This window comes from Saccharopolyspora soli (assembly GCF_022678645.1).
Classification (GTDB): Bacteria; Actinomycetota; Actinomycetes; order Mycobacteriales; family Pseudonocardiaceae; genus Saccharopolyspora; species Saccharopolyspora soli.
In genome coordinates this window covers 76,420-98,617 of the sequence record NZ_JALBWV010000009.1, presented here as the reverse complement: position 1 = coordinate 98,617, position 22,198 = coordinate 76,420, and the positions used below count along the sequence as shown (strand labels likewise).

General features: G+C 69.9%; 17 protein-coding genes. 7 read left to right on the top strand and 10 right to left on the bottom strand.

Going from position 1 to position 22,198, the window contains the following annotated elements; all coding sequences use genetic code 11:
- Positions 1 to 44 precede the first annotated feature (44 nt).
- Positions 45 to 1,445: an FAD-binding oxidoreductase gene (locus MOQ72_RS09120; RefSeq protein WP_242181925.1), complete on the top strand. Its 1,401-nt coding sequence runs from the start codon at positions 45 to 47 to the stop codon at positions 1,443 to 1,445.
- A 6-nt stretch (positions 1,446 to 1,451) separates the two neighbouring features.
- Here MOQ72_RS09120 and MOQ72_RS09115 read toward each other — a convergent pair whose 3' ends face one another.
- From MOQ72_RS09115 to MOQ72_RS09095, 5 genes are all read right to left on the bottom strand, one after another.
- On the bottom strand, positions 1,452 to 3,635 hold the full coding sequence (locus tag MOQ72_RS09115) for a thiamine pyrophosphate-dependent enzyme (RefSeq protein WP_242181923.1): 2,184 nt from the start codon (positions 3,633 to 3,635) through the stop codon (positions 1,452 to 1,454).
- A 136-nt stretch (positions 3,636 to 3,771) separates the two neighbouring features.
- Positions 3,772 to 4,722, bottom strand: coding sequence for a LysR family transcriptional regulator (locus MOQ72_RS09110; protein ID WP_242181921.1), 951 nt, complete (start codon positions 4,720 to 4,722; stop codon positions 3,772 to 3,774).
- Between the two features lie 10 nt (positions 4,723 to 4,732).
- Positions 4,733 to 5,890, bottom strand: a complete 1,158-nt coding sequence (locus tag MOQ72_RS09105; RefSeq protein WP_242181919.1) for a Glu/Leu/Phe/Val family dehydrogenase — start codon at positions 5,888 to 5,890, stop codon at positions 4,733 to 4,735.
- A 44-nt stretch (positions 5,891 to 5,934) separates the two neighbouring features.
- Positions 5,935 to 7,083, bottom strand: coding sequence for an NAD(P)/FAD-dependent oxidoreductase (locus MOQ72_RS09100; RefSeq protein WP_242181917.1), 1,149 nt, complete (start codon positions 7,081 to 7,083; stop codon positions 5,935 to 5,937).
- Positions 7,083 to 8,660 carry an aldehyde dehydrogenase family protein gene (locus tag MOQ72_RS09095; RefSeq protein WP_242181915.1) on the bottom strand — a complete coding sequence of 526 codons (1,578 nt, stop codon included), beginning with the start codon at positions 8,658 to 8,660 and terminating at the stop codon, positions 7,083 to 7,085. Before MOQ72_RS09095 ends, MOQ72_RS09100 begins: the two co-directional genes overlap by 1 nt.
- A 205-nt stretch (positions 8,661 to 8,865) precedes the next feature.
- On the opposite strand from MOQ72_RS09095, the gene MOQ72_RS09090 reads away from it, so the two are divergent.
- The 3 genes from MOQ72_RS09090 (at position 8,866) to MOQ72_RS09080 (ending at position 11,443) form a co-directional block, all read left to right on the top strand.
- Positions 8,866 to 9,804, top strand: a complete 939-nt coding sequence (locus MOQ72_RS09090) for an ornithine cyclodeaminase family protein (RefSeq protein ID WP_242181913.1) — start codon at positions 8,866 to 8,868, stop codon at positions 9,802 to 9,804.
- Between the two features lie 60 nt (positions 9,805 to 9,864).
- A complete protein-coding gene (locus tag MOQ72_RS09085) occupies positions 9,865 to 10,656 on the top strand; it encodes a serine hydrolase (RefSeq protein ID WP_242181911.1) in 792 nt (263 codons plus the stop codon).
- A 163-nt stretch (positions 10,657 to 10,819) separates the two neighbouring features.
- Positions 10,820 to 11,443, top strand: coding sequence for a hypothetical protein (locus MOQ72_RS09080; RefSeq protein ID WP_242181908.1), 624 nt, complete (start codon positions 10,820 to 10,822; stop codon positions 11,441 to 11,443).
- Positions 11,444 to 11,506: 63 nt separating this feature from the next.
- Here the strand turns inward: MOQ72_RS09080 and MOQ72_RS09075 are convergent, their stop codons facing one another.
- Positions 11,507 to 12,520: a TRM11 family SAM-dependent methyltransferase gene (locus MOQ72_RS09075; protein WP_242181906.1), complete on the bottom strand. Its 1,014-nt coding sequence runs from the start codon at positions 12,518 to 12,520 to the stop codon at positions 11,507 to 11,509.
- Between the two features lie 279 nt (positions 12,521 to 12,799).
- A complete protein-coding gene (locus tag MOQ72_RS09070; protein ID WP_242181904.1) occupies positions 12,800 to 13,684 on the bottom strand; it encodes a MurR/RpiR family transcriptional regulator in 885 nt (294 codons plus the stop codon).
- Between the two features lie 131 nt (positions 13,685 to 13,815).
- Here MOQ72_RS09070 and MOQ72_RS09065 point away from each other — a divergent pair, with 131 nt between their 5' ends.
- Genes MOQ72_RS09065 through MOQ72_RS09055 form a run of 3 tightly spaced genes read left to right on the top strand, consistent with a single transcriptional unit; the run spans position 13,816 to position 16,858 of the window.
- Positions 13,816 to 15,195, top strand: a complete 1,380-nt coding sequence (locus MOQ72_RS09065) for an MFS transporter (protein ID WP_242181902.1) — start codon at positions 13,816 to 13,818, stop codon at positions 15,193 to 15,195.
- Positions 15,192 to 15,653 (top strand): GAF domain-containing protein, encoded by a 462-nt coding sequence (locus MOQ72_RS09060; RefSeq protein WP_242181900.1) that lies wholly within the window; start codon positions 15,192 to 15,194, stop codon positions 15,651 to 15,653. Before MOQ72_RS09065 ends, MOQ72_RS09060 begins: the two co-directional genes overlap by 4 nt.
- The gene (locus MOQ72_RS09055) at positions 15,650 to 16,858 is read left to right on the top strand and encodes a metal-dependent hydrolase family protein (RefSeq protein WP_242181898.1); all 1,209 of its coding nucleotides are present in this window, start codon (positions 15,650 to 15,652) and stop codon (positions 16,856 to 16,858) included. Before MOQ72_RS09060 ends, MOQ72_RS09055 begins: the two co-directional genes overlap by 4 nt.
- A 10-nt stretch (positions 16,859 to 16,868) precedes the next feature.
- On the opposite strand, the gene MOQ72_RS09050 is transcribed toward MOQ72_RS09055, so the two are convergent.
- From MOQ72_RS09050 to MOQ72_RS09040, 3 genes are all read right to left on the bottom strand, one after another.
- Positions 16,869 to 19,052 (bottom strand): terpene synthase family protein, encoded by a 2,184-nt coding sequence (locus tag MOQ72_RS09050; RefSeq protein ID WP_242181896.1) that lies wholly within the window; start codon positions 19,050 to 19,052, stop codon positions 16,869 to 16,871.
- Between the two features lie 138 nt (positions 19,053 to 19,190).
- Positions 19,191 to 20,792, bottom strand: coding sequence for an amidohydrolase (locus MOQ72_RS09045; RefSeq protein WP_242181894.1), 1,602 nt, complete (start codon positions 20,790 to 20,792; stop codon positions 19,191 to 19,193).
- Between the two features lie 251 nt (positions 20,793 to 21,043).
- Positions 21,044 to 21,862, bottom strand: a complete 819-nt coding sequence (locus tag MOQ72_RS09040; protein ID WP_242181892.1) for a hypothetical protein — start codon at positions 21,860 to 21,862, stop codon at positions 21,044 to 21,046.
- Between the last annotated feature and the right edge of the window lie 336 nt (positions 21,863 to 22,198).

The window sequence follows — 22,198 nt, the reverse complement described above, 5'->3', positions numbered from 1 at the left end:
AAAGCCGACCGGGTGCGGGTGTCCCGCAAGACACGGAGGGCGACATGTCGGGCATGGCGGAACGAGCACTCGCGGCGCTGCGGGCGGAACTGCCGGGGCCGGTGCTGCTCACCGATCCCGACTCGGTCGCCCGCTTCGCCCACGACGACGCCGAATGGGCGCCCTACGGCAAACCGCTCGCGGTGGTGCGCCCGGCCAGCACCGATGAGGTCGTCGCCGCGGTGCGGATCTGCGCCGAACTCGGGGTGCCCGTTGTTCCGCGCGGCGCGGGGACCGGCTTGTCCGGTGGCGCGAACGCGATCGACGGCTGCGTGCTGATCTCCTTCGAGGCGATGAACCAGATCCTCGAGATCAATCCGCGTGAGCAGTTGGCCGTGGTGCAGCCGGGCGTGGTCAACGACGATCTGCGCGCCGCCTGCCGCGAGCAGGGTGCCTGGTACCCACCGGACCCGGCCAGCTCGCCGTGGTCGACCATCGGCGGCAACGTCGCCACCAACGCCGGTGGCGTGTGCTGCGTGAAGTACGGCGTGACCCGTGACTACGTGCTCGGCGTGCAGGCCGTCGTCGGTAGCGGCGAGGTCGTGCGGCTGGGGCGGCGCACCGCGAAGGGAGTCGCTGGCTACGACCTGTGCGGGCTGTTCGTCGGCTCCGAGGGCACGCTGGGCGTGATCACCGAGGTCACCGTCAAGCTGCTGCCCGGACTGCGCGCCCCGGAACGCACCGTGGTCGGTTACTTCGACACCCTCGTAGCCGCCGGGGAAGCGGTGGCCGCTGTCGCCGCGGCCGGGGTGGTGCCGTCGGCCCTGGAACTGCTCGACCGGCACTGCCTGGAGGCGGTCGACGAGTGGAAGAACATGGGCCTCAGCGCCGAGGCGAACGTGTTGCTGCTCGGCAGGTCGGACACACCGGGCGCGGCGGGGGAGCAGGAAGTCGACACGCTGGTGCGCTGCTTCGACGAAGCAGGCGCGACCTGGAGCGCCCGCTCCACCGACGAGCACGAGGCCGACGCGCTGTTCGCGGCGCGTCGGCTGGCCTATCCCGCGCTGGAACGGCTTGGACCGGTGCTCACCGAAGACGTCTGCGTGCCGCGCGCGAAGGTGCCGGAGATGCTGGGCCGCATCGAGGCCGCGGCGCAGCGCCACAACACCCAGATCGCCAACATCGCGCATGCCGGAGACGGCAACCTGCACCCGCTGATCATCACCCCACCCGGCGACGAGGAAGCCAGGTCGCGAGCGGAGCGCGCCTTCGACGACATCGTCGGCGACGCCATCGCCTTGGGCGGCACGGTGACCGGCGAGCACGGCGTTGGCTTGCTCAAGCGCAAGGGCCTGCACGCCGAGCTGAGCCAGGCCGTGATCGGCATGCACCACGCGGTCAAGAACGCCCTCGACCCGGCGGGAATCTTCAACCCGGGCAAGGTCTTCGGCGACCCGGACAGCTGAGCCGCGTCACCGCTTCGCCAGGTCCAGAGCAGCGGTTTCGATGGTGTCCTCGTCGAGCAGTACGTGGTACGCGGCCGCGCCGAGCGGGATGAAGCTGTCCTCGCTGGTCACTCGGGCGATCGCGCCGTCGAAGCCGCTGTCGATCAACGCCGTCACCACCGGTTCGGAAACGCCTCCGCTGCGGCGGGTTTCGTCCACCACCAGCACCCTGCCGGTCGCCTTGGCCGCAGCGAGCAGATCCTCCACCGGCAGCGGCGCCAGCCACCGCAGGTCCAGCACTCGCGCCGTGACGCCGCGCTCGCGCAGCCGCCGGGCGACGCGCAGGCTCATCGGCACGCCGTTGCCGAAGCTGACCAGCGTCAGGTCGGTGCCGTCGCCGTACTCGCGGGCCCGGCCGACCGGCACGTGGTGTTCGCCCGGTGCCGGATACCGCGCCAGCCACTCGTCGTCGCCAGATTCGTGCAGGTCACGGGTGTGGTAGAGGGCGATCGGCTCCAGGAACACGCACAGCCGACCGTCCTCGTGCGCGGCGGCCACGCAGGTCCGCAGCATCGCGGCGGCGTCGTCCGGTCGGGACGGGGAAGCGACCACGACGCCAGGCAGGTCGCGCAGTGCGGCGACGCTGTTGTCGTTGTGGAAGTGCCCGCCGAAACCCTTCTGGTAGCCGTAACCGGCGATGCGCACGACCATCGGATTCCGGTACTGGCCGTTGGAGAAGAAGCTCAACGTGCTGCCTTCGCCGCGCAGCTGGTCGGCGGCGTTGTGCACGTAGGCGAGGTACTGGATCTCGGGAATCGGCAGCAGCCCGGCAAGCCCGGCTCCGAGCGCGGTGCCCAGGATGCTCTGCTCGTCCAGCAGCGTGTCGAAGACCCTCGTGCCGCCGAAGGACTTGCGCAGTCCTCGCGTCACCCCGTACACCCCGCCCTTGCGGGCGACGTCCTCGCCGAAAACCACCACGCGGGCGTCGCGGGCGAGTTCCTCGGCCAGCGAGCGGTTGATCGCCTGCGCCAAGGTAAGCGGACCGGCGTTTTCCGGGAGCTGGTCGCCGAAGAACTCCCAGCGGTGCGGCGGAAGTTCGCGGGCTCGGCGGGCGAGGGCATCCGGCCGGTCCTGGCAGATCGAGGCCATCACCTCGGCGGCGCTGTCCAGCTTGCGCCGGTCCAACGCCTCATCGGCGATGCGCGCGACCTCGGTGCGCTTGTCCTCGTAACGCGCGAGCACCTCGTCTGGACCCAGGATTCCGTTGTCCACCAGTGCTTTCGCCGTCGCCAACAGCGGATCGCGCCGGTAGTCCGAGATGATCTCGGCGCGGGACCGGTAACCCGACTCCACGTCCGATCCGGCATGTCCCATCAGCCGCACCGTGCGAAGGTGCAGGAACGCCGGGGCGCGGTGCTCGCGAACCCAGTCGGCCGCCTCGCGGGCGACCGCCAAGCAGCGCACCGGGTCGGCGCCGTCCGCGGCGAAGTACCGCAGCCCGCTGCGGTTGCCGTAGTTGGACTCGATCCAGCCCTGCGGGGTGCGCACGCTGATCCCGATCCCGTTGTCCTCGCACACCAGCAGCAACGGCATCGGCAGGCCCTGGAAAGCGCAGTGCAGCGCCGAATTGATGGCACCCGTCGCGGTCGAGTGGTTCGCCGAAGCGTCGCCGAAGCTGCACACCACGACCGCATCCGCTGGCCAAGGGGTCGGCACCCCGAGCTTGGCGGCCCGCCCCAACGAGAACGCCAAGCCGACCGCACGCGGCAGGTGCGAGGCGATGGTCGAGGTCTGCGGGATGACGGCCAGCTCGGCGTTGCCGAACACCTTGTGCCGTCCGGCGGAGATCGGTTCGTCGGCCGATGCGACGACGCCCAGCAGCACGTCGCGGAGCGGATGCTGGCCCGGCACCTGCCGGGCGCGGTGCAGGTAGAAACCGCCGGAGCGGTAGTGCAGCAGCGCGGGATCCGTCGGCCGCAGCGCGGCGGCGACCGCGGCATTGGACTCGTGCCCGGACGAGCCGATGCTGTAGTAGCCGAGGCCGCGCGAACCGAGCTGCCGCGCCTGGAAATCCAGGTGCCTGCTACCGGCCTGCGAGTCGAACAACGCCAGCAACTCCGCGGCGAGATCCGACGCGGCGGGTGGCACCGCAGGCCACGCGGCGACCTCGTTCCGGAAGAACTCGTCGACCGGCTCGGCCTTGTCGCTCATGGCTGGTCCGCCTCTCCGCGATTCACAGTGGTGGTTGCGTCTCGCCCGATCTCTCGTTGCGTGGTTTCTGGTGGCTGGTTCGCGTCACGGTCCCCTGGGGTGCGGTTGAGGAGGGCTGACGTTGACACAGGGCTACTCATGACGCCTCCGTGTTTTGCGGGACACCCGCCTCCGGTTCCGCATGCCAGTCGTTGGCAACCGAAGCGCACGACTTCGCCAGGCACTCCAGCGCGATCGGCAGCAGCGGATTGGTGTTCTGCTTGCGGTACAGGGCTTTCACCCGGCGGTGCGGTTGCCAGCCAGCGATGCGGGCGATGCGCACGTGCTCGTCCGGGATCGCAAGGCCGGGCAGCACCGCCACCCCGAGGTCGCGGGCTACCAGGTCTCGGATCACGGAATAATCGTTGCTGCGGAACGTGATCCGCGGCACGAAACCAGCCGCGGCGGCCAGCCGGACCAGCGAGCGGGCGCCCGCGGTGTCCTGCCGGGTGCAGATCCAGGCGTCGTCCGCGAGCTCGCGTAACTCCACCTCCTGGGCACCGGCCAGCTGGTGCGTTTCGGGCAGCGCCAACCGCAGCGGCTCGGCCATCAGCTCTTCCACGCACAGCTCGATCGGCCACTGCCGGGGATCGAGGTCGTACTCGAAGACCACTGCCGCGTCCAGGACCCCGTCCAGCACGCCACTGAGCACCTCGTCCGGTTCGCCCTCGTCGAGCTGCACCTCGGCGTTCGGCCGCTGGGCGACCACGGCGGCCAACACGTCCGGCAGCACGCGGGCGTTGGCGGTGGCGAAGCTGGCCAGCCGGAGGCTGCCCTCTTCACCGGCCACCATCGCCCGAACCTCGCGCTCCAACGCGTCCAGGGCGCCGAGCGCATCGCGGCTGCGGTCGGCGAGCCGCAGCGCCAAAGCGGTGCTGCGGGCGCTGCGCGCGGAGCGTTCGAACAGCGTCGCCCCGATCGCCCGTTCCAGCAGCACCATCTGCTGCGACACGGCCGAGGCGGTGTAGCCGAGTGCCCGCCCGGCCTCGGCGAACGAGCCGGTGCGGACGCATTCCTGCAGAGTTCTCAAGTGGATCGGGTTGAGCACGCCTGACCCCCTATGCGGTTATGGGTTGGGGCAGTCTGCCCCGCAGTTCCATCGCAGTGCGCACGCGCTGCTTGGCGAGGTCCAGCGCCGCCTCGTGGGGCAGCACGCTGTTGGCCCGCGCGGTGTCCAGGACCAGCACCGTGTTGTCGCGGGTCCGCTCTGCGACCGTTCGCAGGATCGTCGTCGGTTCCGGGCGGAACGCGGAATGCCGCGCGTCCATCGCGAAACCGGCCGCGATCGCCCCACCGGCGTTGGCGATGAAGTCAGGCACCACGGTGATCTCGCGCGCCGCCAACAACTGGCGTGCCTTGGGCGTGGTGGGCAGGTTCGCGCCTTCCACGACCAGTCCGGCCCGGATCCCCGCCGCGACGCCCTCGTCGACGACGTCCTGCCCGGCGGCCGGGATCAGCACATCGCAGGCCACCACGAGCTCTTCGCCGCGCGGAATCTGCTGCGCCGCCGATGCTTTGGCCACGCACGCGTCACCGAACTCGGCGCGCGCATCCAGCCACTGCGGCACGTCGAGCCCGTCCGGATCGTGCACCGAACCGTCGATTGTGGACAGCGCGACGAGCTGGGCGCCGAGTTCGTGCAGCCGCTTCGCCGCGGCCGCCCCGACTGCCCCGAAGCCCTGCACCGCCACCCGCGCACCGGCGGTGCTGCGCCCCTGGAGCGCGAGCGCCGCGTCCACCGCCTCGGCGACGCCGTGCCCGGTGACGCCGAGCTGGTCGTAGGGCACGCCGCCCAGCGATTCCGGTACCCCGACCGCCGCGCCCCGGTCACCGAGCTCGTCCTGGATGATCGCCGCGTCGTGCTCGGTCATCCCCATGTCCAGCCCGGCGACGTAGCTGGCGGGGATCTGGTCGGCCAACCGGCGCGCGAAAGCCCGCACGATCCGCTCCTTGTCCGGCGCGTTCGGGTCGGCGGAGATGCCCGCCTTCGCACCGCCGTGGAACAGGTCGACCGCGGCCCACTTCCAGGTCATCACCCGCGCCAGCCGGGCGATCTCGGCGATCGTGACGGTCGGGCTCATCCGCACGCCGCCCTTGCCGGTGCCGCGGGCGGTGTTGTCGACGACCAGCACACCCCGCATCCCGGTGCGCGCGTCCGAGACGCACACGACCTTCTCCGGGCCCCACTCGTCGATCTCCTGCAACAGATCACGCACGGTTCGCGCTCCTTCATCGGCTGCACCGCAGCCCGGTCGGGGATTCAGACGCGGTTGTGCTCGGGGCGGGTCGCGGTGGCCCCGGCGAAGCGGCGGGCGTCGAGACCGGAGACGTCCACGACCGGCGGGCGGCCGAGCACGAGGTCGCGCAGCACCTCGCCGATGGCCGGGCCCTGCAAGAAGCCGTGGCCGGAAAACCCGGTGGCGTACAGGAACCGGCTCGGCCCCTCCGCCTCGCCGACGAGGGCGTTGTGGTCGGGGGTGACCTCGTAGAGCCCGGCCCAGCCGTGCGCCACACCGATGTCGGCCAGCCGCGGCGCGCGCCGCGCCACGGCATCGGTGAGCCGCCCGAGCCAGCGGTCGTCGGTGCCCAGCCGGAAGCCGTACTCCTCGTCGGGATCGGACATCCCGATGAGCAGGCCGGGACCTTCGTCGTGGAAGTAGAAGCTGGTGGCGAAGTCGATGGTGAAGGGCATCCGGGGCGGCAGGTCCGGCACCGGTTCGGTGACCAGGATCTGCCGCCGTAATGGGCGGACCGGCAGCTCGACCCCGACGAACTGGGCGACCGCCGCCGACCAGGCGCCCGCCGCGCAGACCACAGTGGACGTTTCGACGCTGCCGAAGTTGGTGTGCACCGCGGTGATCTGGCCGTCGGAGACCTCGATCCCGGTGACCGGGCAGTGCCGCCGCAGCAGCGTGCCGTACCGCCGGGCCGCCTGCGCGTAACCCTGCACGACCGCTTCCGGCGTGCAGTGGCCGTCGGTGGGGGAGAAGGCGGCGGCCAGCAGTCCGTCGGGCACGACGTACGGCGAGAGCTCGCACGCTTGCGCGACGGTCAACATCCGGCTCGGCACGCCGAGGGAGTTCTGCAGCCGCACGCTGTTCTCGAACGCCGCGACGTCCTCGGGATCGGACAGCAGGAACAGGTAACCGAATTGCTTGAGGTCGATCTCGCCACCGGGTCGCTGCGCGAAGTTCTCGAACGCGCGCAGGCTGCGCTGTCCGAGTTCGATGTTGACCGGGTCGGAGAACTGCGCCCGCACCCCGCCAGCTGCCTTGCTGGTGCTGCCCGAGCCGAGCTCGTCGCGTTCCAGCAGCAGCACGTCAACCCCGGCTTCGGCGAGGTGGAAGGCGGTGCTGACGCCCACCACCCCACCGCCGATCACCACGACCTCGGCACGGCTGGGCAGCATCAATTGGCACCGCCGAGCTCGGGCGGCAGGCGGAAGTCCAGCTCCGGTTCGACGGTGTCGACATCCATCTGGGCCTTCTGCAGCTTGCCGGAGAAGTCCCAGTTCAACGACTGCCACCGGGTGAACTGGTCGAGCACCCAGATACCGGACTGGCGGCTGCCGTTGCCGGACTTGCCGTTGCCGCCGAAGGGCAGGTGCGCCTCCGCGCCGGAGGTGGAGTTGTTCACGCTGACCATGCCCGCGCCGATGCCCTGCCGGAACCGGAAGGCGGTGGCCGGGTCGGTCGTGTAGATCGCCGCGGACAGCCCGTAGCCCGGCGCGTTGGCCAGCTCGATGGCCTCGTCCAGGGTGTCGTAGGTGGCCACCCCGACGATCGGGCCGAAGGTCTCGTTGCGGAACGCGTGGTCGTCCCGGCGCAACCCGTCCAGCAGCACCGGGTGGTAGTACAGCCCGATCGACGGATCGCCGTGGAAACCCTTGCGCGGCGCGGACTCGGTGATCCGCCCGACCGATTCCGAACCCAGCACGACGTGGTGCCCGCCGATGGTGTCCAGGATGGACTCGAAGTTGTCGGCGAACTTCTGGTCCAGCATCGGGCCGTAGAGCACGTCACCGGTCGGGTCGCCGATGGCCGCGGCGCGCAGCGCGGCGTCCAGGCGCCGGACGAACTCGTCGTGCACGTCGCGGTGCACGATCAGGTTGCCCAGCGAGGTGCAGCGCTGCCCGGCCGTGCCCCACCCGGAGAACAGCGCGCCCTCCACCGCCAGATCCAGCTCCGCATCCGGCGCGACGACCATCGGGTTCTTGCCGCCCAGCTCCAGGCACGGGCTCTGCAGGTACCGGCCGCACAGTTCGCCGACCCGCGCACCGACCGCGCTGGACCCGGTGAAGCCGACCTTGTTCACGGTGCCCGCCGCCAGCGCGGACTCCAAGCCCTTGAAGGTGGCCTCGCCGTCGGCGAAGACCAGGTTCAGCACCCCTTCGGGCACCCCGGCGCGCCAGGCCAGCTCGGCCAACGCCCGCGCCGCGCCCGCGGCGTACTCGGCGGGCTTCCAGACCACGGCGTTGCCGCACAGCAGCGCGGGCACCAGGTACCAGGAGGGCACCGCGACCGGGAAGTTGCCCGCGGTGATCACCACCGCGACGCCGACCGGCACGCGGAAGGTGAACAGCTGCTTGTCCGGCATCTCCGAGGGCACCGTCTGCCCGTAGAGCCGACGGCCCTCGCCGAGGAAGAAGTCGCAGGTGTCGATGATCTCCTGCACCTCGCCGAGCGCCTCGGCGTACGGTTTGCCGATCTCGCGGGTCACCAGTCTGGCCAGCGACTGCTTGTTGGCCTCGACCAACCGGCCCAACCCGGCCACCACCCGCCCGCGCACCGGCGCGGGCACCTGCGCCCACTCGCGCTGCGCCCGCTGCGCCTGCTCGGTCGCGGCCAGCAGGGTCTCCGGGGAGCCGAGGGCGACCTCGGCGACCACGTCCTCCAGGTTCGCCGGGTTGCGCGAGAGGTACTCGCCTCCGCCGTCGACCCGGACCGGGGCGTCCGGACCGATCACGGAGCTCAACGTCGACCGCACCGAGATGCACCTCTTCTCGCTCGTCGGAGTACTCGTGCGCGGATGTGCCGCGGGCCACCTCCGCCGCCGGGATCACCGTAAGTCTTCGCAGGCGCGTTCGCGGAGAATCAGAAGAGTGATTTCTGTTCTCCCTGAGCGACAGCAGCCCTGATGCTCAAGATCGCCGCCTACCCGGCTCACCGGGCGGTGTGACAACGTGCAGCGCATGAACGTGTGGAGCGATGCCGACGTGGCCGCGGCACTGGACCTGGACACCGCGATCGCCTCGCAGCGGCTGGCGTTCGAATCGCTGGGGCGTGGCGTTGCCCAGCTCGCCGACAAGGTGGCGATCCGCACCGGAGCGGACACCACGCTGTGCTACCTCAGCCGCCTGTCGCCGCGCCACGGAGCGGTCAGCAAACTCGTCGCGGTCCACCCTGGCAACCTCGACCGAGGCCAACCGGCGGTCTCGGCGACAGTGCTGGTTCTCGACGCGGTGACCGGACAACCCACGGCGGTGCTGGCGGCCACCGCGCTTACCGAGATCCGCACGGCCGCTGGCAGCGCAGTCGCCGCTGATGCACTCGCGGTACCAGGTGCCGACGAACTCGCGGTGCTCGGATCCGGGGTCCAGGCGCGTGCGCACGTGCGCGCGATCGCGCGCGTGCGGGAGCTGCGCGAAGTGCGGATCTACAGCCGCGACGCGGCGCGCCGCGAAACCGCCGCAGCGGAGCTGGCGGCCGAGCTGGGCCTGTCGGTGCGAGCCGTGGCGAGCCCCGAAGCAGCGGTGCGCGAAGTGCCGCTGATCGCGGCGTGCACGCTCAGCGTGGCGCCAGTCGTGCCGACCGCCGCGGTAGCGGCGGGAGCGACGGTGATCAGCGTTGGGAGCTTCGAGCACCACCGGTGCGAGGTGGACGCGGAGCTGATCAGGCGCGCCGGAGCGGTCGTCGTCGACGAAGTCGACACGGCCGCGACGCACGCGGGGCCGATCGCGCAGGCGTTGGAGCGCAGCGACATAGCGCGCGAGCAGCTGCGAGCGCTGGGCGCGATCCTGGTCGGTGCCGAGCCGGGGCGCGTCAGCGCCGGGGAGGTCATCTTCTACAACAGCGTCGGACTCGGTGTCCAGGACGCCGCCGCTGCCCACGCGGTCCTGGGCACCCTATGACCGACTAATTTGGTCGCGGTGCCCTGCACCAGGCAAGACGCATGTGGATAGGAGGCGGCGGTGGGGTTCGCGCAGCGGTTGCGTGCGGAATTGGCGTGGGACGGGTTCCCCGGACGCGTCGGGTTCGCGGCTTGGGATCTCGACGAGCGGGAGCCCGTGCTGGTCGATGCCGAGCGGGTGCTGCACGCCGCGAGCACGATCAAGGTGCTGATCATGATCACCGCGCTGCGAGCGGTGCACGCCGGTCGGGTCGGGTTGGACACCGAGGTCGAGCTGCCCGCCGAACGTGCCGGTGGTTTCGGGGTGCTGCGGCAACTCCCCAGCATCTCCCGGATCTCGCTGCGCGACCTGATCACGTTGATGATCGTGATCAGCGACAACGCGGCCACCAACGCGGTGATCGAGGTCGTCGGCTTCGAGGCGATTCGGGATTGTGCCGCCGACCTGGGGTGCACGGCGACCCGCGTCGTGCGGCGGCTGATGGACGTCAACGCCCCCGGCCGCAACGAAACCACCGCGCTGGACCAGGCGCGGGTGCTCGACGCGCTGGCCAGGGGAGTGGCGTTGCCGCCGGACCTCACCGAACACGCGCTGGATGTCCTCTCCCGACAGCAGGTCCGCGACCGGTTGCCCGCGCTCTTGCCGGACGGGGTGCAGTGCTGGAACAAGACAGGCGAACTGCTCGGGTCGCGCCACGACGTGGGACTGATCGGCACTGACCGGCCGCGAGCGGTGGTGGCGGTGCTGGTCGACGAGCTCACCGACGAACGCTCCAGCACCGACCACCGCGGCGGACCCGCGATCGACCGGATCGCCGCCCTCGGGTTGGCCGTCCACCGCGCGCTTCGATGAGCGTTCGAATCACTCGAATGCGTGTTCTAAAACCTGCTCTGAACTGCTAGAATTCTGGTGTCGGGCAGGGGGTTTGGGCGCATTTGGACCACTGTGGACTGTCGAGGCTCGGAGCGGTTCGCGGTGGCGCTGAATGCTGCCCTTGACCACGGGAGGGGCACTCGTGGACGGCGTGCAGATCAGTCTCGGTTCGTTCCTGGACTACATGCGCAGCACACCGCGCGGTTGCGCGGGCATCGTCCGGGACCAGCGGGAGATCTACCTCGACGAGAACAGCATGGCGTGGGCGTTCTACGGGCCGTTCCGGGCGGCGCTGCGCCGGGCGGTGAGCTCGTCGGACGCGGTGGAGATCATCGCGTCGGCGGTGCGGCAGGCGCGGCCGGTCCAACTGCCGCACTTCCAGGAGTTGCAGGCGGGATTCGAGCGCTGGTGGGGGCGGGTCGCGGCCACCGGGGTACCGATGTTCTCGGGGCGCTGGAACATCGGCGGGCTCGCGGTCACCATCTCCGAACGCAGCTCGCTGGCGTTGCGGTATCCGGACGGTCGCAGCGAGGTGGTGCTGCCGTACCTGAAGGAACCGGAACTCGGCGCGGATACCGCGAACCTGGCTTTGCGGATCCTGGAGCGCGCGATACCTGCACTGCGTCCCGGTGCGACACCGATGGTGCTCGACGTCCGGCGCGGCAAACCGCTGCGGCTGCGCAAGAACGTCAACCGAGCCGAACTCGACGCACTGCTGGCCGCCGAGGCAGCCAAGTACCTCGTCCACTGGACAGCCGTGGCCTGAAGGTGAGGGCTGGGTGAAGGGCGCCTTCCACAAAAGGGCACATTGGTGAGCGGCGCCCTTCTTTCAGCGGAGCACGCGTTCGAGGCGGGTCATCAAGGGATGGCGGCCGAACAGGCTCAGCTGTTGCACGTGGGTGGGTATCAGGCCGTTGTCCAGGGCGTAACTCAGACTTCGGGCATCGGGAACCAGCACGACCGCGCGTCCATCATCAGCGAGCACTCGGGCGAGCTCGCACCACCACTGCTCGGGATCAGACGCCAGAAATCCGCCCGCCCGTACCTGGCTTCCCCACGGCGGATTGCACAGGACGCGATCGATGCTCCGGTCCGCGACGGGAAGAGCGGCGGCATCAGCACGTTCGATTCGCAGTGGAGCCGTTCCGATGCTGTTGATCTTGGCCGCCCGGCGCGGGCGGGAGGCCAGATCGAATCCGATCAGCGTCATCCCCGGCACTGCGTGGTGTGCCTCGATGAGCAGAGTTCCGGCACCGCAGCAGGGATCCAGGACCGTCTGGCCGGGATGCAGGTCGGCCAACAGTGCCATGGCCGCGGCGACAGGCGGGTGAAGCGTCCCAGGGATCGTGGCCGTCTTGTACTCGCGACGATGCGCGGGGAACTCGCCCAACCGCAGGAGCAGGGTGGCGTTCGTGCCGTCCAAGGTCAGTCGCCATCCGCAGTAGCCGGGCGGCGGCGCGGTGCCACCTCGGCGCGAGTGGTAGGGCACGCGGAGGCGGTTGGCCAGGGCCGGGCCGATCGTGTCTTCGATGTCGTAGCGGTTGTAGGTGCGTCGCCCCAAGTAGGACGCCGAGATTTCGATTCCGGCGAAGTCGTGCGGGCCGCCGCGGATGCGGCGTTCGTGCTGGAGCGAGTCGAGGTCCAAGGTGTGCACCAGTTCGGTCAGGCTGGCCAGATCGCGTTTGTGCGGGCCGATGTCGTCTCGGCGCCCGGCGAGCAGGAAGACGTCGTCGGCCGTGCGCGGACGCGCCCCGCGTGCTCCTTCCCAGGTTTGGAAGATGACTTCGCGATGCGCGATCGAAGTGATGGAAGCTGATTCGCTCAGCAGGATTTCGGTGCTCATGGCGGCTTCGAGTCCGCGAACGCACCGCGCCACCAGGCGCGCCGCTGTCACAGGACAGCAGCGGAGCCCGGACGCAGGTGCAGAGCAAACGCGCGCGATGTGCGCATGATGGCGTTCTCTCCCACGTCACAACTCGGGACGGTGGAGAACCGCCCCGCATCGTCGGCGCCGGGAACAACCGCGTCGAGCCGACGGGGAGATCAGCGTAGGAAGAAGAACGTCACGGCGATCAAATTACCAGAGGGGCGCAGGCGCGTCCGCCGCCCATCGGTACGCACGCTAATTCGCGCGTCGGGGCTGGCGGTGCAGCAGACCGAAACGGGCCCATTCGGTTTCGGCGGCTTCGATGGAGCGCCTGGTCCGCTCGGGATCCACTGTGGACAGCTGGGCGGCGATGGCTTGGGCGAGTGCGAGTCCCGGCGCGAGGGAGGGGAAGAACGCCACTCCTTCGGCTGGGATCAGCACGACCTGCTCGGCGGCTGCGGCAAGTGCTGGGCTCGCCGCGTCGGTGAGCGCGAAGACGCGGGCGCCACGGCGCCTGGCTTCTTCGGCGGCGGTCACCGTGCTCTGGTACAGCCGCCAGAAGCTGATCGCCACCAGTACGTCGCTCGGCTCGATCTGGGAGACCGCGTTGGCCAGGTCGGCGCCGCTGCGCACCACCGTGGCGTCGTACCCCGCCAGCCGCACGTTGTGCCCCAGTGCCGAGCCGACCGCGACGTAGCTGCCGTTGGCAACGATCAGCACGTGTCGGGCCCGCGCGATCGCCTCCGCGATGGTCCGGATGACCTGCTCGTCCAGCCGCCGGTTGAGCACCGCCATCGATTCCAGGTCCCGGCGCAGCGATGCGCTGCCCAACTCGCCCTCGGTGCGCTGGGCCGCGGCGACCTCCGGCGCGCTCAGCGATGAGAGGTAGCGCGCCCGGAATTCCTGTTGCAGGTCCGACCAGCCGCTGAAACCCAGGGCCTGGGCGGTTCGGCTCACCGTCGCGACGTTGACCCCGGCCAGTTCGGCGGCCTCGGCGGCGGAGCTGTAGGACACCCGTCGAGGTTGCGTCAGCAGCACCTGCAGCACCGCCGCGCCTTTGGTGCGCAATCCGCGTCCGGGCACGCGACCGCGCAGCCACGCCTCGAAGCCGTCGGATTCCCCGGCGGTGTTGTCGGTCATCGCGTTCCTCTCGTCGTGCCGCGGACACACACTGTAACGAGCCTAAAACGCAACAGATATTGCATATTGCGATAACTGCACTATATGTTGCCAGTCACTTCTTCCGGTGCTGAAACCCAGCTGGAGGCGCCTTGACTCTGCTCGCTCGGTTGGACCGGCTTCCGCTGAGCCGACCGCACTACTTGTTGTTGCTGCTGGGCGGGCTCGGCTACACCTTCGACGGGATGGACTCCGCCGTGGTGGCCTTCATGCTGCCGAGCGTGCAGGACGAATGGGGGCTGACCAACGCGCAACTCGGCCTCATCGGCTCGTCCACCCCGTTCGGGTTCCTGTTCGGCGCCACCTGCGCGGGGTTGCTGGGCGACCGCATCGGCCGCCGCAAGGTGATGATGTGGGCGCTGGCCGTGTACGCGCTGTTCTCGGTCATCGGTGCGCTGTCCCCGAACTACGAGATCTTCCTCGGCGCACGGGCCTTGGCCGGATTCGGCGCCGGTGCGGAGAGCGCGATCATCGCCCCGTTCCTGTCGGAGTTCGTCCCGGCTGCCCGGCGCGGCTGGTTCGTCGGCGCGCTGGCGGGCTTCTTCTCCTTCGGCTTCGTCGCCGCCGCGCTGCTGGGCCGATTCGTCGTGGAGCCGGTGCCGGAGGGCTGGCGCTGGGCCCAGGTGATCACCGCGGCGCCGATCGTGTTGCTGCTGTGGTGGCGGCGCTCGTTGCCGGAATCGCCGCGTTACCTGCTGGCCAACGGCAAGACCGCGGAAGCCGAACGAGTGGTGGTCGACCTCGAACGCAGGGTGCAGGCCGCGACCGGGGCGCCGCTGCCGCCGGTGCCCGAGGCGGCGGTGGACCGGCCCGCCGAGGCCCGCAAGGTCGGCCTGCTCACCGCGCTGAGGTACCTGTGGAGCGGCCGGATGGCGCGGCGCACCGCGATCACCTGGCTGATCTGGTTCGTGATCACCTTCTCCTACTACGGCTTCTTCACCTGGATCCCGACACTGCTGGTGCAGCAGGGAATCACGGTCACCAAGAGCTTCGAGTTCTCGATCATCATCTACCTGGCGCAGGTGCCGGGTTACTTCTCCGGGGCCTGGCTGGGCGAGCTGCTGGACCGCAAGAACACCATCGCGCTGTACCTGGCCGGTTCCGCGGCCAGTGCGTTCTGGATGAGCCAGATGACTGATCCGGTGATGATCATCACCTCGGCCGCGGTGCTGTCGTTCTTCCTCAACGGCACCTACGCGGGCGTGTACTCCTACACCCCGGAGGTGTTCCCGACCTGGATCCGCGCGACAGGCACCGGGCTGTCCAGCGCGTTCGGCCGCGTCGGCAGCATCATCGCACCCTCGGTGATCGGGATGTCCGCCGCGTCGCTGGGCTTCGCGGGCGTGTTCGGCATGACGACCGCGGTGCTGGCCGTCGGGGTCGTGTGCACCTTGTTGTTCGGGCTGTCCACCGCAGGCCGCTCCTTGGAAGACCTCACCGAAGCCGACGCGCGGAAGGCGACCGCCCGATGAACCTGTCCGCTGTGGAAGACCAAGTCCGGCGGGAGCTCGGGGTCCGGCTGTTCACCGTGCTGGCCTGGCTGCCCAGCCGCCGCGTGCTGCACCGGGCGCACACCAGCCACCCCGAGCAATACCCGGTGGGCGGCGAGAAATCCGTCGAGGTCGCCACCGAGTGGCTGGACCGCTGCATCCGAGGGCAGCAGCCGTTCTTCGGGCCGGACGCCGAATCGGTCCGCGAGGTCTTCGCCGACCACGCGCTGATCGCGGAGCTCGGCTGCGGGTCGGTGATCAACGTGCCGGTCGTCGCCGACGACGGCACCACGCTCGGCGTCCTCGCCCTGCTCGATGCCGAGCACGCCTACGGCCCGGCGCAGGTCGACCGGGCCACCGAACTGGCGTCGCTGGCCGTTCCCGCGCTGGCCGAACTCGTCCAGCGCCTCGACGAACCCCAGGAGGAACCGAACCCGTGACCGCCCTGCTGCTGCGTTCCGGCAACCTGCTCGACGTCGAATCCGGCGAGTACGCCGAAGGCGACGTGCTGTGCGTGGATGGCCGGATCGCTGAGATCGGCCCCGGTGTGACCGCTCCCGAAGGGGCCCAGACCGTGCAGCTGTCCGGCGCGACCGTGCTGCCCGGACTGATCGACGCCCACGTGCACGTCACGGCCGCCACCGCCGACCTCGGTGCACTGCCGTCGTGGTCGCCGTCCTACGCCACCGCGCACGCCGCGCGGATCATGGGGCAGATGCTCGACCGGGGATTCACCACGGTCCGGGACGCCTCGGGAGCGGACTTCGGCTTGGCGGACGCGCAGGCCGAAGGACTGATCCGGGGGCCGCGGCTGGCGTTCTGCGGCAAAGCGCTGAGCCAGACCGGTGGACACGGTGACAGCCGCCCGCGGGGCACCCGAGTGCACGACGGCCACCAGTGCTGCGCCGGACTCGGCCGGATCGCCGACGGCGTGGACGCGGTCCGGGCCGCCGCGCGCGACGAACTGCGCAAAGGTGCGCACCACATCAAGGTGATGGCCAGCGGCGGGGTCGCTTCGCCGACCGACCGCATCGACTCCACGCAGTACTCGATGGACGAACTGCGGGCCATCGTGGCAGAAGCCGAGGCCGCCAACCGCTACGTCGCCGCGCACGCCTACACCGCGCGCTCGGTGAGCCGGGCGTTGCGGGCAGGCATCCGGTCGATCGAGCACGGCAACCTCATCGATGAGTCCAATGTGGCCGAGTTCGTCGAGCACGACGCCTTCCTGGTGCCGACGCTGGTGACCTACTGGGCGCTGAAGACCGAGGGCCGCGAGTTCGGGCTCCCGGAGGACAGCTGGCGCAAGGTGGACGAGGTGCTCGGCGCCGGACTGGCGGCCCTGGAGATGGCGCACCGAGGCGGCGTCAAGATCGCCTACGGCACGGATCTGCTCGGTGGCATGCACCGGCACCAGAACGAGGAGTTCCGCATCCGCGGCGACGTCCAGCAGCCGTTGGACGTCATCCGCTCGGCGACCAGCACCGCCGCCGATCTGCTCGGCATGACCGGCGAGATCGGCACGCTGCGGGTGGGCGCGCTGGCCGACCTGGTGGTCCTCGATGCCGACCCGCTGGCCGACATCGCCGCGCTGGCCGACCCGAAGCACCTCCGCCACGTCGTCCAGCACGGTGCCCTGGTGTGAGGGCTGCGGATCAGCCGAGCACCGGATCCCAGGCGGCCAGCCGGGACGCCGAGGTACCCAGCCCGGTCGCACCGATCGGGACGTTGTAGCGCAGTTCGGAATCGAAGTACCGGCGACATTCCCGGTGCCAGTTCAGGATTCCGGCCATCCAGTCCCGCAGCTCGGTGGCGTAGCGGATGAGGGTGGCCTGGGCTTCGGAGTCCAGGTCGTACTCCTCGAACAGGGTCGGTAGTTCGATGTCGACGGTGTGCTGGAACTGCCGCAGCCGCGCGGCCATCAGGTCGTGCACGACGTCGAAGGCCCGGTCCAGGTCGCAGTCCAGGAAGTTCCGCACCACCAGCACGGCGTTGTGCACCTCGCCCTCGTACTGGATCTCCTTGCGGTACGAGAAGACGTCGTTGACCAGTATCGCGAAGTCGATCGCCGAGTTCTCCACGTTCTGGATCGTCCGGGTCCGGTAGATCTCCGGCGGCACGGTCTGACCGTGCGAGAACCGGGACAGGCTCAGGGTCATGTCCGATCCGAACGTCCGGCGCCGCATCTCGATGTAGTCGATCGGATCGGGAATGCGGTTCTGGTGCTGGTTGTCCAGCTCCCACAGCCAGCTGTCGAGCATCCGACCCACGGCCCGCCGGAAGCCCCGCCGACCCGCCGGGTCCATCGCGGCCGTGGTGCGCTGCCAAAGGTCGGCCAGACCGCGTTCCAGCACGTTGGCCGGGACGACGGTGCTGGCCCCCTCCAGCGGCATGAGCAGTTTCAGGCGCGCGTTGAGCGCCTTGGCGCCTGCCATGTCGCGGCTGTGGCCGAAGATCTGCGGGTAGTAGTCGTCGGCGTAGGTTCCCCAGGTCAGCCAGGCCGAGGACAGGTCGAGCTCTTCGACGGTGGCGTCCGGATCCAATCCGGCGGAGCAGTGCGGGAGGTCGTAGGCGCGCAACATCTGCTCGTCCCAGACCTGCGGCACGTCCTCGAACATGCCCATCGAGCGGGCCCAGTCGACGACGTGTTCGCGGGCGACGTCGAGGTGCGGGCACAGCGAGACGTCGTAGGGGAAGTGGATCTCCCGCTGCGGGATCGGGCCGACCTCTTGGAAAGGTGCCCATGTGAAGCTGCGAAGTCGTTGCGGCGCGGTGGAAATCAGCGACCGCACGATGTTGGCGGCGGAAGTGCCCAGGCCGGTCGGGCCGCCCAGCACCGTCGTGGCGCCGTCCGGGTACCGGCCGGACTGCACGTGCCATTGGTGGCCACCGGCCTGCCAGTCCTGCAGTCCCTTGACGTAGCCGAGCACCGCCATCCGGCCCGCCGGGTCGACGCGGCGCTCGTCGAGCAGTTGCGGCACCTCGGTCAGCGCGGTGTGCTCGAACTGGTGCAGCCGGGAGGTCAGCAGGTCGTTGACCGCATCGGCGGCTTCCTGGGTGCTGCACCCGAGGAACTCCTCGAAGACCAGCACGCCGTTGCTGAGCTCGCCTTCGTCCTGCACTTCGCGCTGGTAGGAGAACAGGTCGTTGCGCAGGTGCACGCCGTCGGCGAAGGTGTCGCGCAGCACCTCCATCGGCCGGGTCGCGGCGATCTCGGCGGGCACTTCCGCGCCGACCGCGTGCTCCACCAGGTTCGCCGACCACGGCGCGCCGCCGACCTTGCGGCGCATCTCGACGTACTCGATGGGGTTGGCCAGCCGGTTCTCGGTGATGTTGGCCAATTCCCACAGCGATTCGTCCAGCAGGTGCTCGGTGTTGTCCGCGAACCGGCGTCGCCAGTCGAGGCTCATGGTGGGCACGGTGCGCGCCCACAGGTCGGCCAGACCGCGTTCCACCGGATTGGTCGGCTCCGCGGTGACCTCACCGTCGACCGGCATGAACGCCGGGAGCCGGTCGAGGTACTCCCGCGCCCCCTGGGGATCCGGATTCCGCTTGTACAGCTCGACGAAGTGGTCGTCGAAGTAGAACACCCACACGTACCAGTCCGTGATCAGGTCGAGTTCCGGCCCGGCCGCGTCGGGATGCGTGTAGGCGCACAGCAGCGCGTAGTCGTGCCGGTCGAAATCGGCTTCGGACCAGATCGCCTTGCCCTCCTGCGGCACGTCGATCATGTCCATCCGGTTGGCCCACGCCTTGCTGTGCTCGCGGGCCCGCTCCAGGTTGGGGTTCAGCCGCGCCGGGTAGGGCAGGTAGAACTCCGGCAGTCGAAAGGGCTGCATGCGCCTGACCTCTCTGCGATGGTCACCGACGCTGGGCACGAAACCAGGCGCGGCCAGCCCGGCCAATGCTTCCGGCGGTGGTTCCACACGATCGAGAACCGGCGTCGCCCGACCAGCCCAGCGCGGTGCTGCGGTCGGTCACGCCTTCCGTTCGTGCACGATCACGCCGTCGACCATCGTCAGATCCACTTGGCATTGCCCGATTTCCGCTGGTGGCAGCGAGAACGGGTCGCGGTCGAGCACGACCAGGTCCGCCGCCTTGCCCACCTCGACGGTGCCGGTGTCGCCATCGACGTGGTTCACCCAGGCGCTGCCCGCGGTGTAGGCGGCGAGCGCGTCGACGAGGTCCAGCGCTTGTTCCGGCAGGAACGGCACGTCGTCGGTGCCGGGTTCGCGCCGGTTGACCGCGACGTGCACGGCCTGCATCGGATCGGCTTCGGACACCGGCCAATCGCTGCCCGCCGCGAGCACCGCGCCCGCCGCGTGCAGCGACCGGAACGGGTATTGCCAGCCCGCCCGCCGGTGTCCCAGCCGGGGCACGGTCAGTTCGGTCATCGCCGCGTCGTTGACCGCCCAGCGGGGCTGGATCGTCGCGGCGACCCCGAGTTCGTGGAACCGCGGGATGTCGCTGGGCTGCACCACTTGCACGTGGGCGATCTGGTGGCGCAGCTCCCGGTGTTCGGGGTGCGCCGCGAGCGCGTCCAGCACGTCGCGCACCGCCCGGTCGCCGATGGCGTGGAAGTGCAGCTGGAAACCGTTCGCGGCCAGTTCCGGCACCACGTCGGCGAGCACCTGGGGATCCACAAAGGACATACCGCTGCCGTGGCTGCCGAGGTAGGGCAGCAGCAGTGCGGCGGTGAAGTTCTCGCACACGCCGTCCTGCATGATCTTCACCGCGTCGGCGCGGAACCGCCGCCCGCGGGCGCGCTCGCGGCGTTGGCGCAGTTCCTCGATCTGCTCCCGGCCGCGGTCGCGGTCCCACCACAGCGCGCCGCGGACCTTGCCGGTCAGCAATCCCTGCCCGTCGGCCGCCAGGTAGGTCTCCAGCATGTCGGCGTAACCGAGGTACGGGCCGATGATCGCGTCGTGCCAGGACGTCACCCCGCGTGCCTGCAGGTGGCGTTGCCCGGCCAACAGCCCGGCGAGGTATTCCGACTCGCTGGACGGCGGCAGCGCGTGCTCGACGAGGCGGGTGGCGCCTTCGTGCAAGGTCCCGGAGGGGTGGCCGTCGGCGTCGCGTTCGATGCGCCCGTCCGGCGGATCGGGGGTGTCGCGGTCGATTCCGGCCAACCGCAGCGCCGCGGAGTTCACCCAAGCACCGTGGTGGTCGCGGTTGAGCAGGTACGCCGGTCGAGCACCGGTGACCGCGTCCAGCGCTGTGCGGCTCGGCGTGCCGCGCGGGAACTGCCCCATGTCCCAGCCGCCGCCCAGCACCCAACCCGCATCCGGTTGGTATGCCCGGATTTGCCGCAGGCAGTCCGCGGCGTCCTGGCATTCGGTGAGGTCGCAACGCAGCTGCTCGATGCCGCCGTAGACCGGGTGCACGTGCGCGTCGTGGAAACCGGGCAGCAGCAACCGGCCGTCCAGATCGATCACTTCGGTGTTCGACGTGCGCTGCGCGCGCACCGCCGCGTGGCCGACGGCGACGATCCGGCCGTCGCGCACCGCCACGGCATCGGTGAACGATCGGGCGGCGTCCATTGTGGCCACCGGTCCACCCACGAAGGCGACCTCGCGCATACCTCGGATTGTCGCAGGACCGGACCGGGGCGGATGGTTCCTCGGGTCTGTTTTGTAAGCGGCGTAGCCGCTTGCGGTGTGGGACTCAGCTGGCACCGCCGCGGGTTCTCAGCAGTCGCCTCGGGAGGACAGCCACGACAGCGCAGTGAAACTGCGAATTGGAAGTACATGATGTCGGGGATCCCGGAGTCGAGGCGGCTGCTGAGGTTCCGCAACCCGCACCGCCACGCAAACCACTACTGAAACAGTCTCTAGCGCTGTTCGCCGGTGATTACCGCGACTGCTTGCTCGCGGAGGGGTTCCTCGACGTCGGGGACCTGGAAGCCCCGGCTGCGGATGTGCGCCACCAGGTCCGCCTCCGGTGCCACACCGTGCTGGCGCAGGTAGTAGCCGACCGCACCGGGCCAGATCCAGCTGCCGTCGGTGTGGAAGGTCATCGGCACCGCCGGGCTGCGGTTCGGGTCGAGCCGGTCGGTGTCGTAGCTCCGCGCGGCCAACACGATCGGGGCCCGCTCCAGGTAGTCGACCACCTGGTCGCGCTCGGCCGGGCTGATCTCCGGCCGCTCGGTGATCGGACGCCCGCCGTCGTCGAAGACCTCGGCGGTGCGCAGCCTCCCCGCACCGGTGCTCCGCGGGGTCAGCCAGTCCGGCGTGACCGCGGCGGGGCGCGGAAAGCGGCGCAGTTCTTCGGCGGAAGCTTCGGGCGGTGGCGCGGTGCGCCAGTTGGGTTCGAAATCGCCGTTGAAGTCGACGGTGTAGCTGCCGGGCCGCTGCAGCCGGTACAGCGCGCTCACCCAGGTGCCGCGATCCGGCTGGTACATGCCGTGCCGCAGCCGCACGAACAACTCCCCGACCCCGGCGGGCACGGCGAGCGGGATGGCGGTGCCGTTGGGCGCGATCAGCTGCGCCACCAGTTCGTGGTGGGTGCCCAGCTCGCGGTACTCGACCGTCGCCTCCTGCCAACCAGGGGGCAAGGCGCGCACGATGGTCCGGCCGATCTCCTGGATCAGCTGTTGCTGCGCGGCCTCGTCCAACGATCCCGGTTGGCCGTGGGGTCCCGGTTGGCTCATGCGTGCATCCTCCCAGTCACGCGAAGCCCTTGGGAGCGGTTTCACCCAAGTCCCGGCATGCTTCGCGCGACGCTGTCCCGACGTTGTGCCGGGAAGCTTAAGACCCCATCGGAGTGACAGTTGCGGCATGGCCGATTGCGCTCCGCACACGACAAAATCCCAGGTAACCGGGTGACACGTACCCGTTCCGACGATGTAACTGAGTAAGACGAGATGATTGTTGACAATCCGACGAGCCCGCGTTTAATTTCGAGCCATTCGGGCCGGACGCCGGAGGTGGGCCATGCGAACCGAGTTCTTCCGCAATCCGCGTCCGGCCCGATGGTTGTCTTCTTC

What these genes read in the sequence shown, in the direction of transcription:
- MOQ72_RS09120 (WP_242181925.1), top strand. Translation starts at nt 45, where the DNA reads ATGTCGGGCATGGCGGAACGAGCACTCGCGGCGCTGCGGGCGGAACTG.
- MOQ72_RS09115 (WP_242181923.1), bottom strand. Translation starts at nt 3,635, where the DNA reads ATGAGCGACAAGGCCGAGCCGGTCGACGAGTTCTTCCGGAACGAGGTC.
- MOQ72_RS09100 (WP_242181917.1), bottom strand. Translation starts at nt 7,083, where the DNA reads ATGCTGCCCAGCCGTGCCGAGGTCGTGGTGATCGGCGGTGGGGTGGTG.
- MOQ72_RS09090 (WP_242181913.1), top strand. Translation starts at nt 8,866, where the DNA reads ATGAACGTGTGGAGCGATGCCGACGTGGCCGCGGCACTGGACCTGGAC.
- MOQ72_RS09075 (WP_242181906.1), bottom strand. Translation starts at nt 12,520, where the DNA reads ATGAGCACCGAAATCCTGCTGAGCGAATCAGCTTCCATCACTTCGATC.
- MOQ72_RS09070 (WP_242181904.1), bottom strand. Translation starts at nt 13,684, where the DNA reads ATGACCGACAACACCGCCGGGGAATCCGACGGCTTCGAGGCGTGGCTG.
- MOQ72_RS09060 (WP_242181900.1), top strand. Translation starts at nt 15,192, where the DNA reads ATGAACCTGTCCGCTGTGGAAGACCAAGTCCGGCGGGAGCTCGGGGTC.
- MOQ72_RS09050 (WP_242181896.1), bottom strand. Translation starts at nt 19,052, where the DNA reads ATGCAGCCCTTTCGACTGCCGGAGTTCTACCTGCCCTACCCGGCGCGG.
- MOQ72_RS09045 (WP_242181894.1), bottom strand. Translation starts at nt 20,792, where the DNA reads ATGCGCGAGGTCGCCTTCGTGGGTGGACCGGTGGCCACAATGGACGCC.
- MOQ72_RS09040 (WP_242181892.1), bottom strand. Translation starts at nt 21,862, where the DNA reads ATGAGCCAACCGGGACCCCACGGCCAACCGGGATCGTTGGACGAGGCC.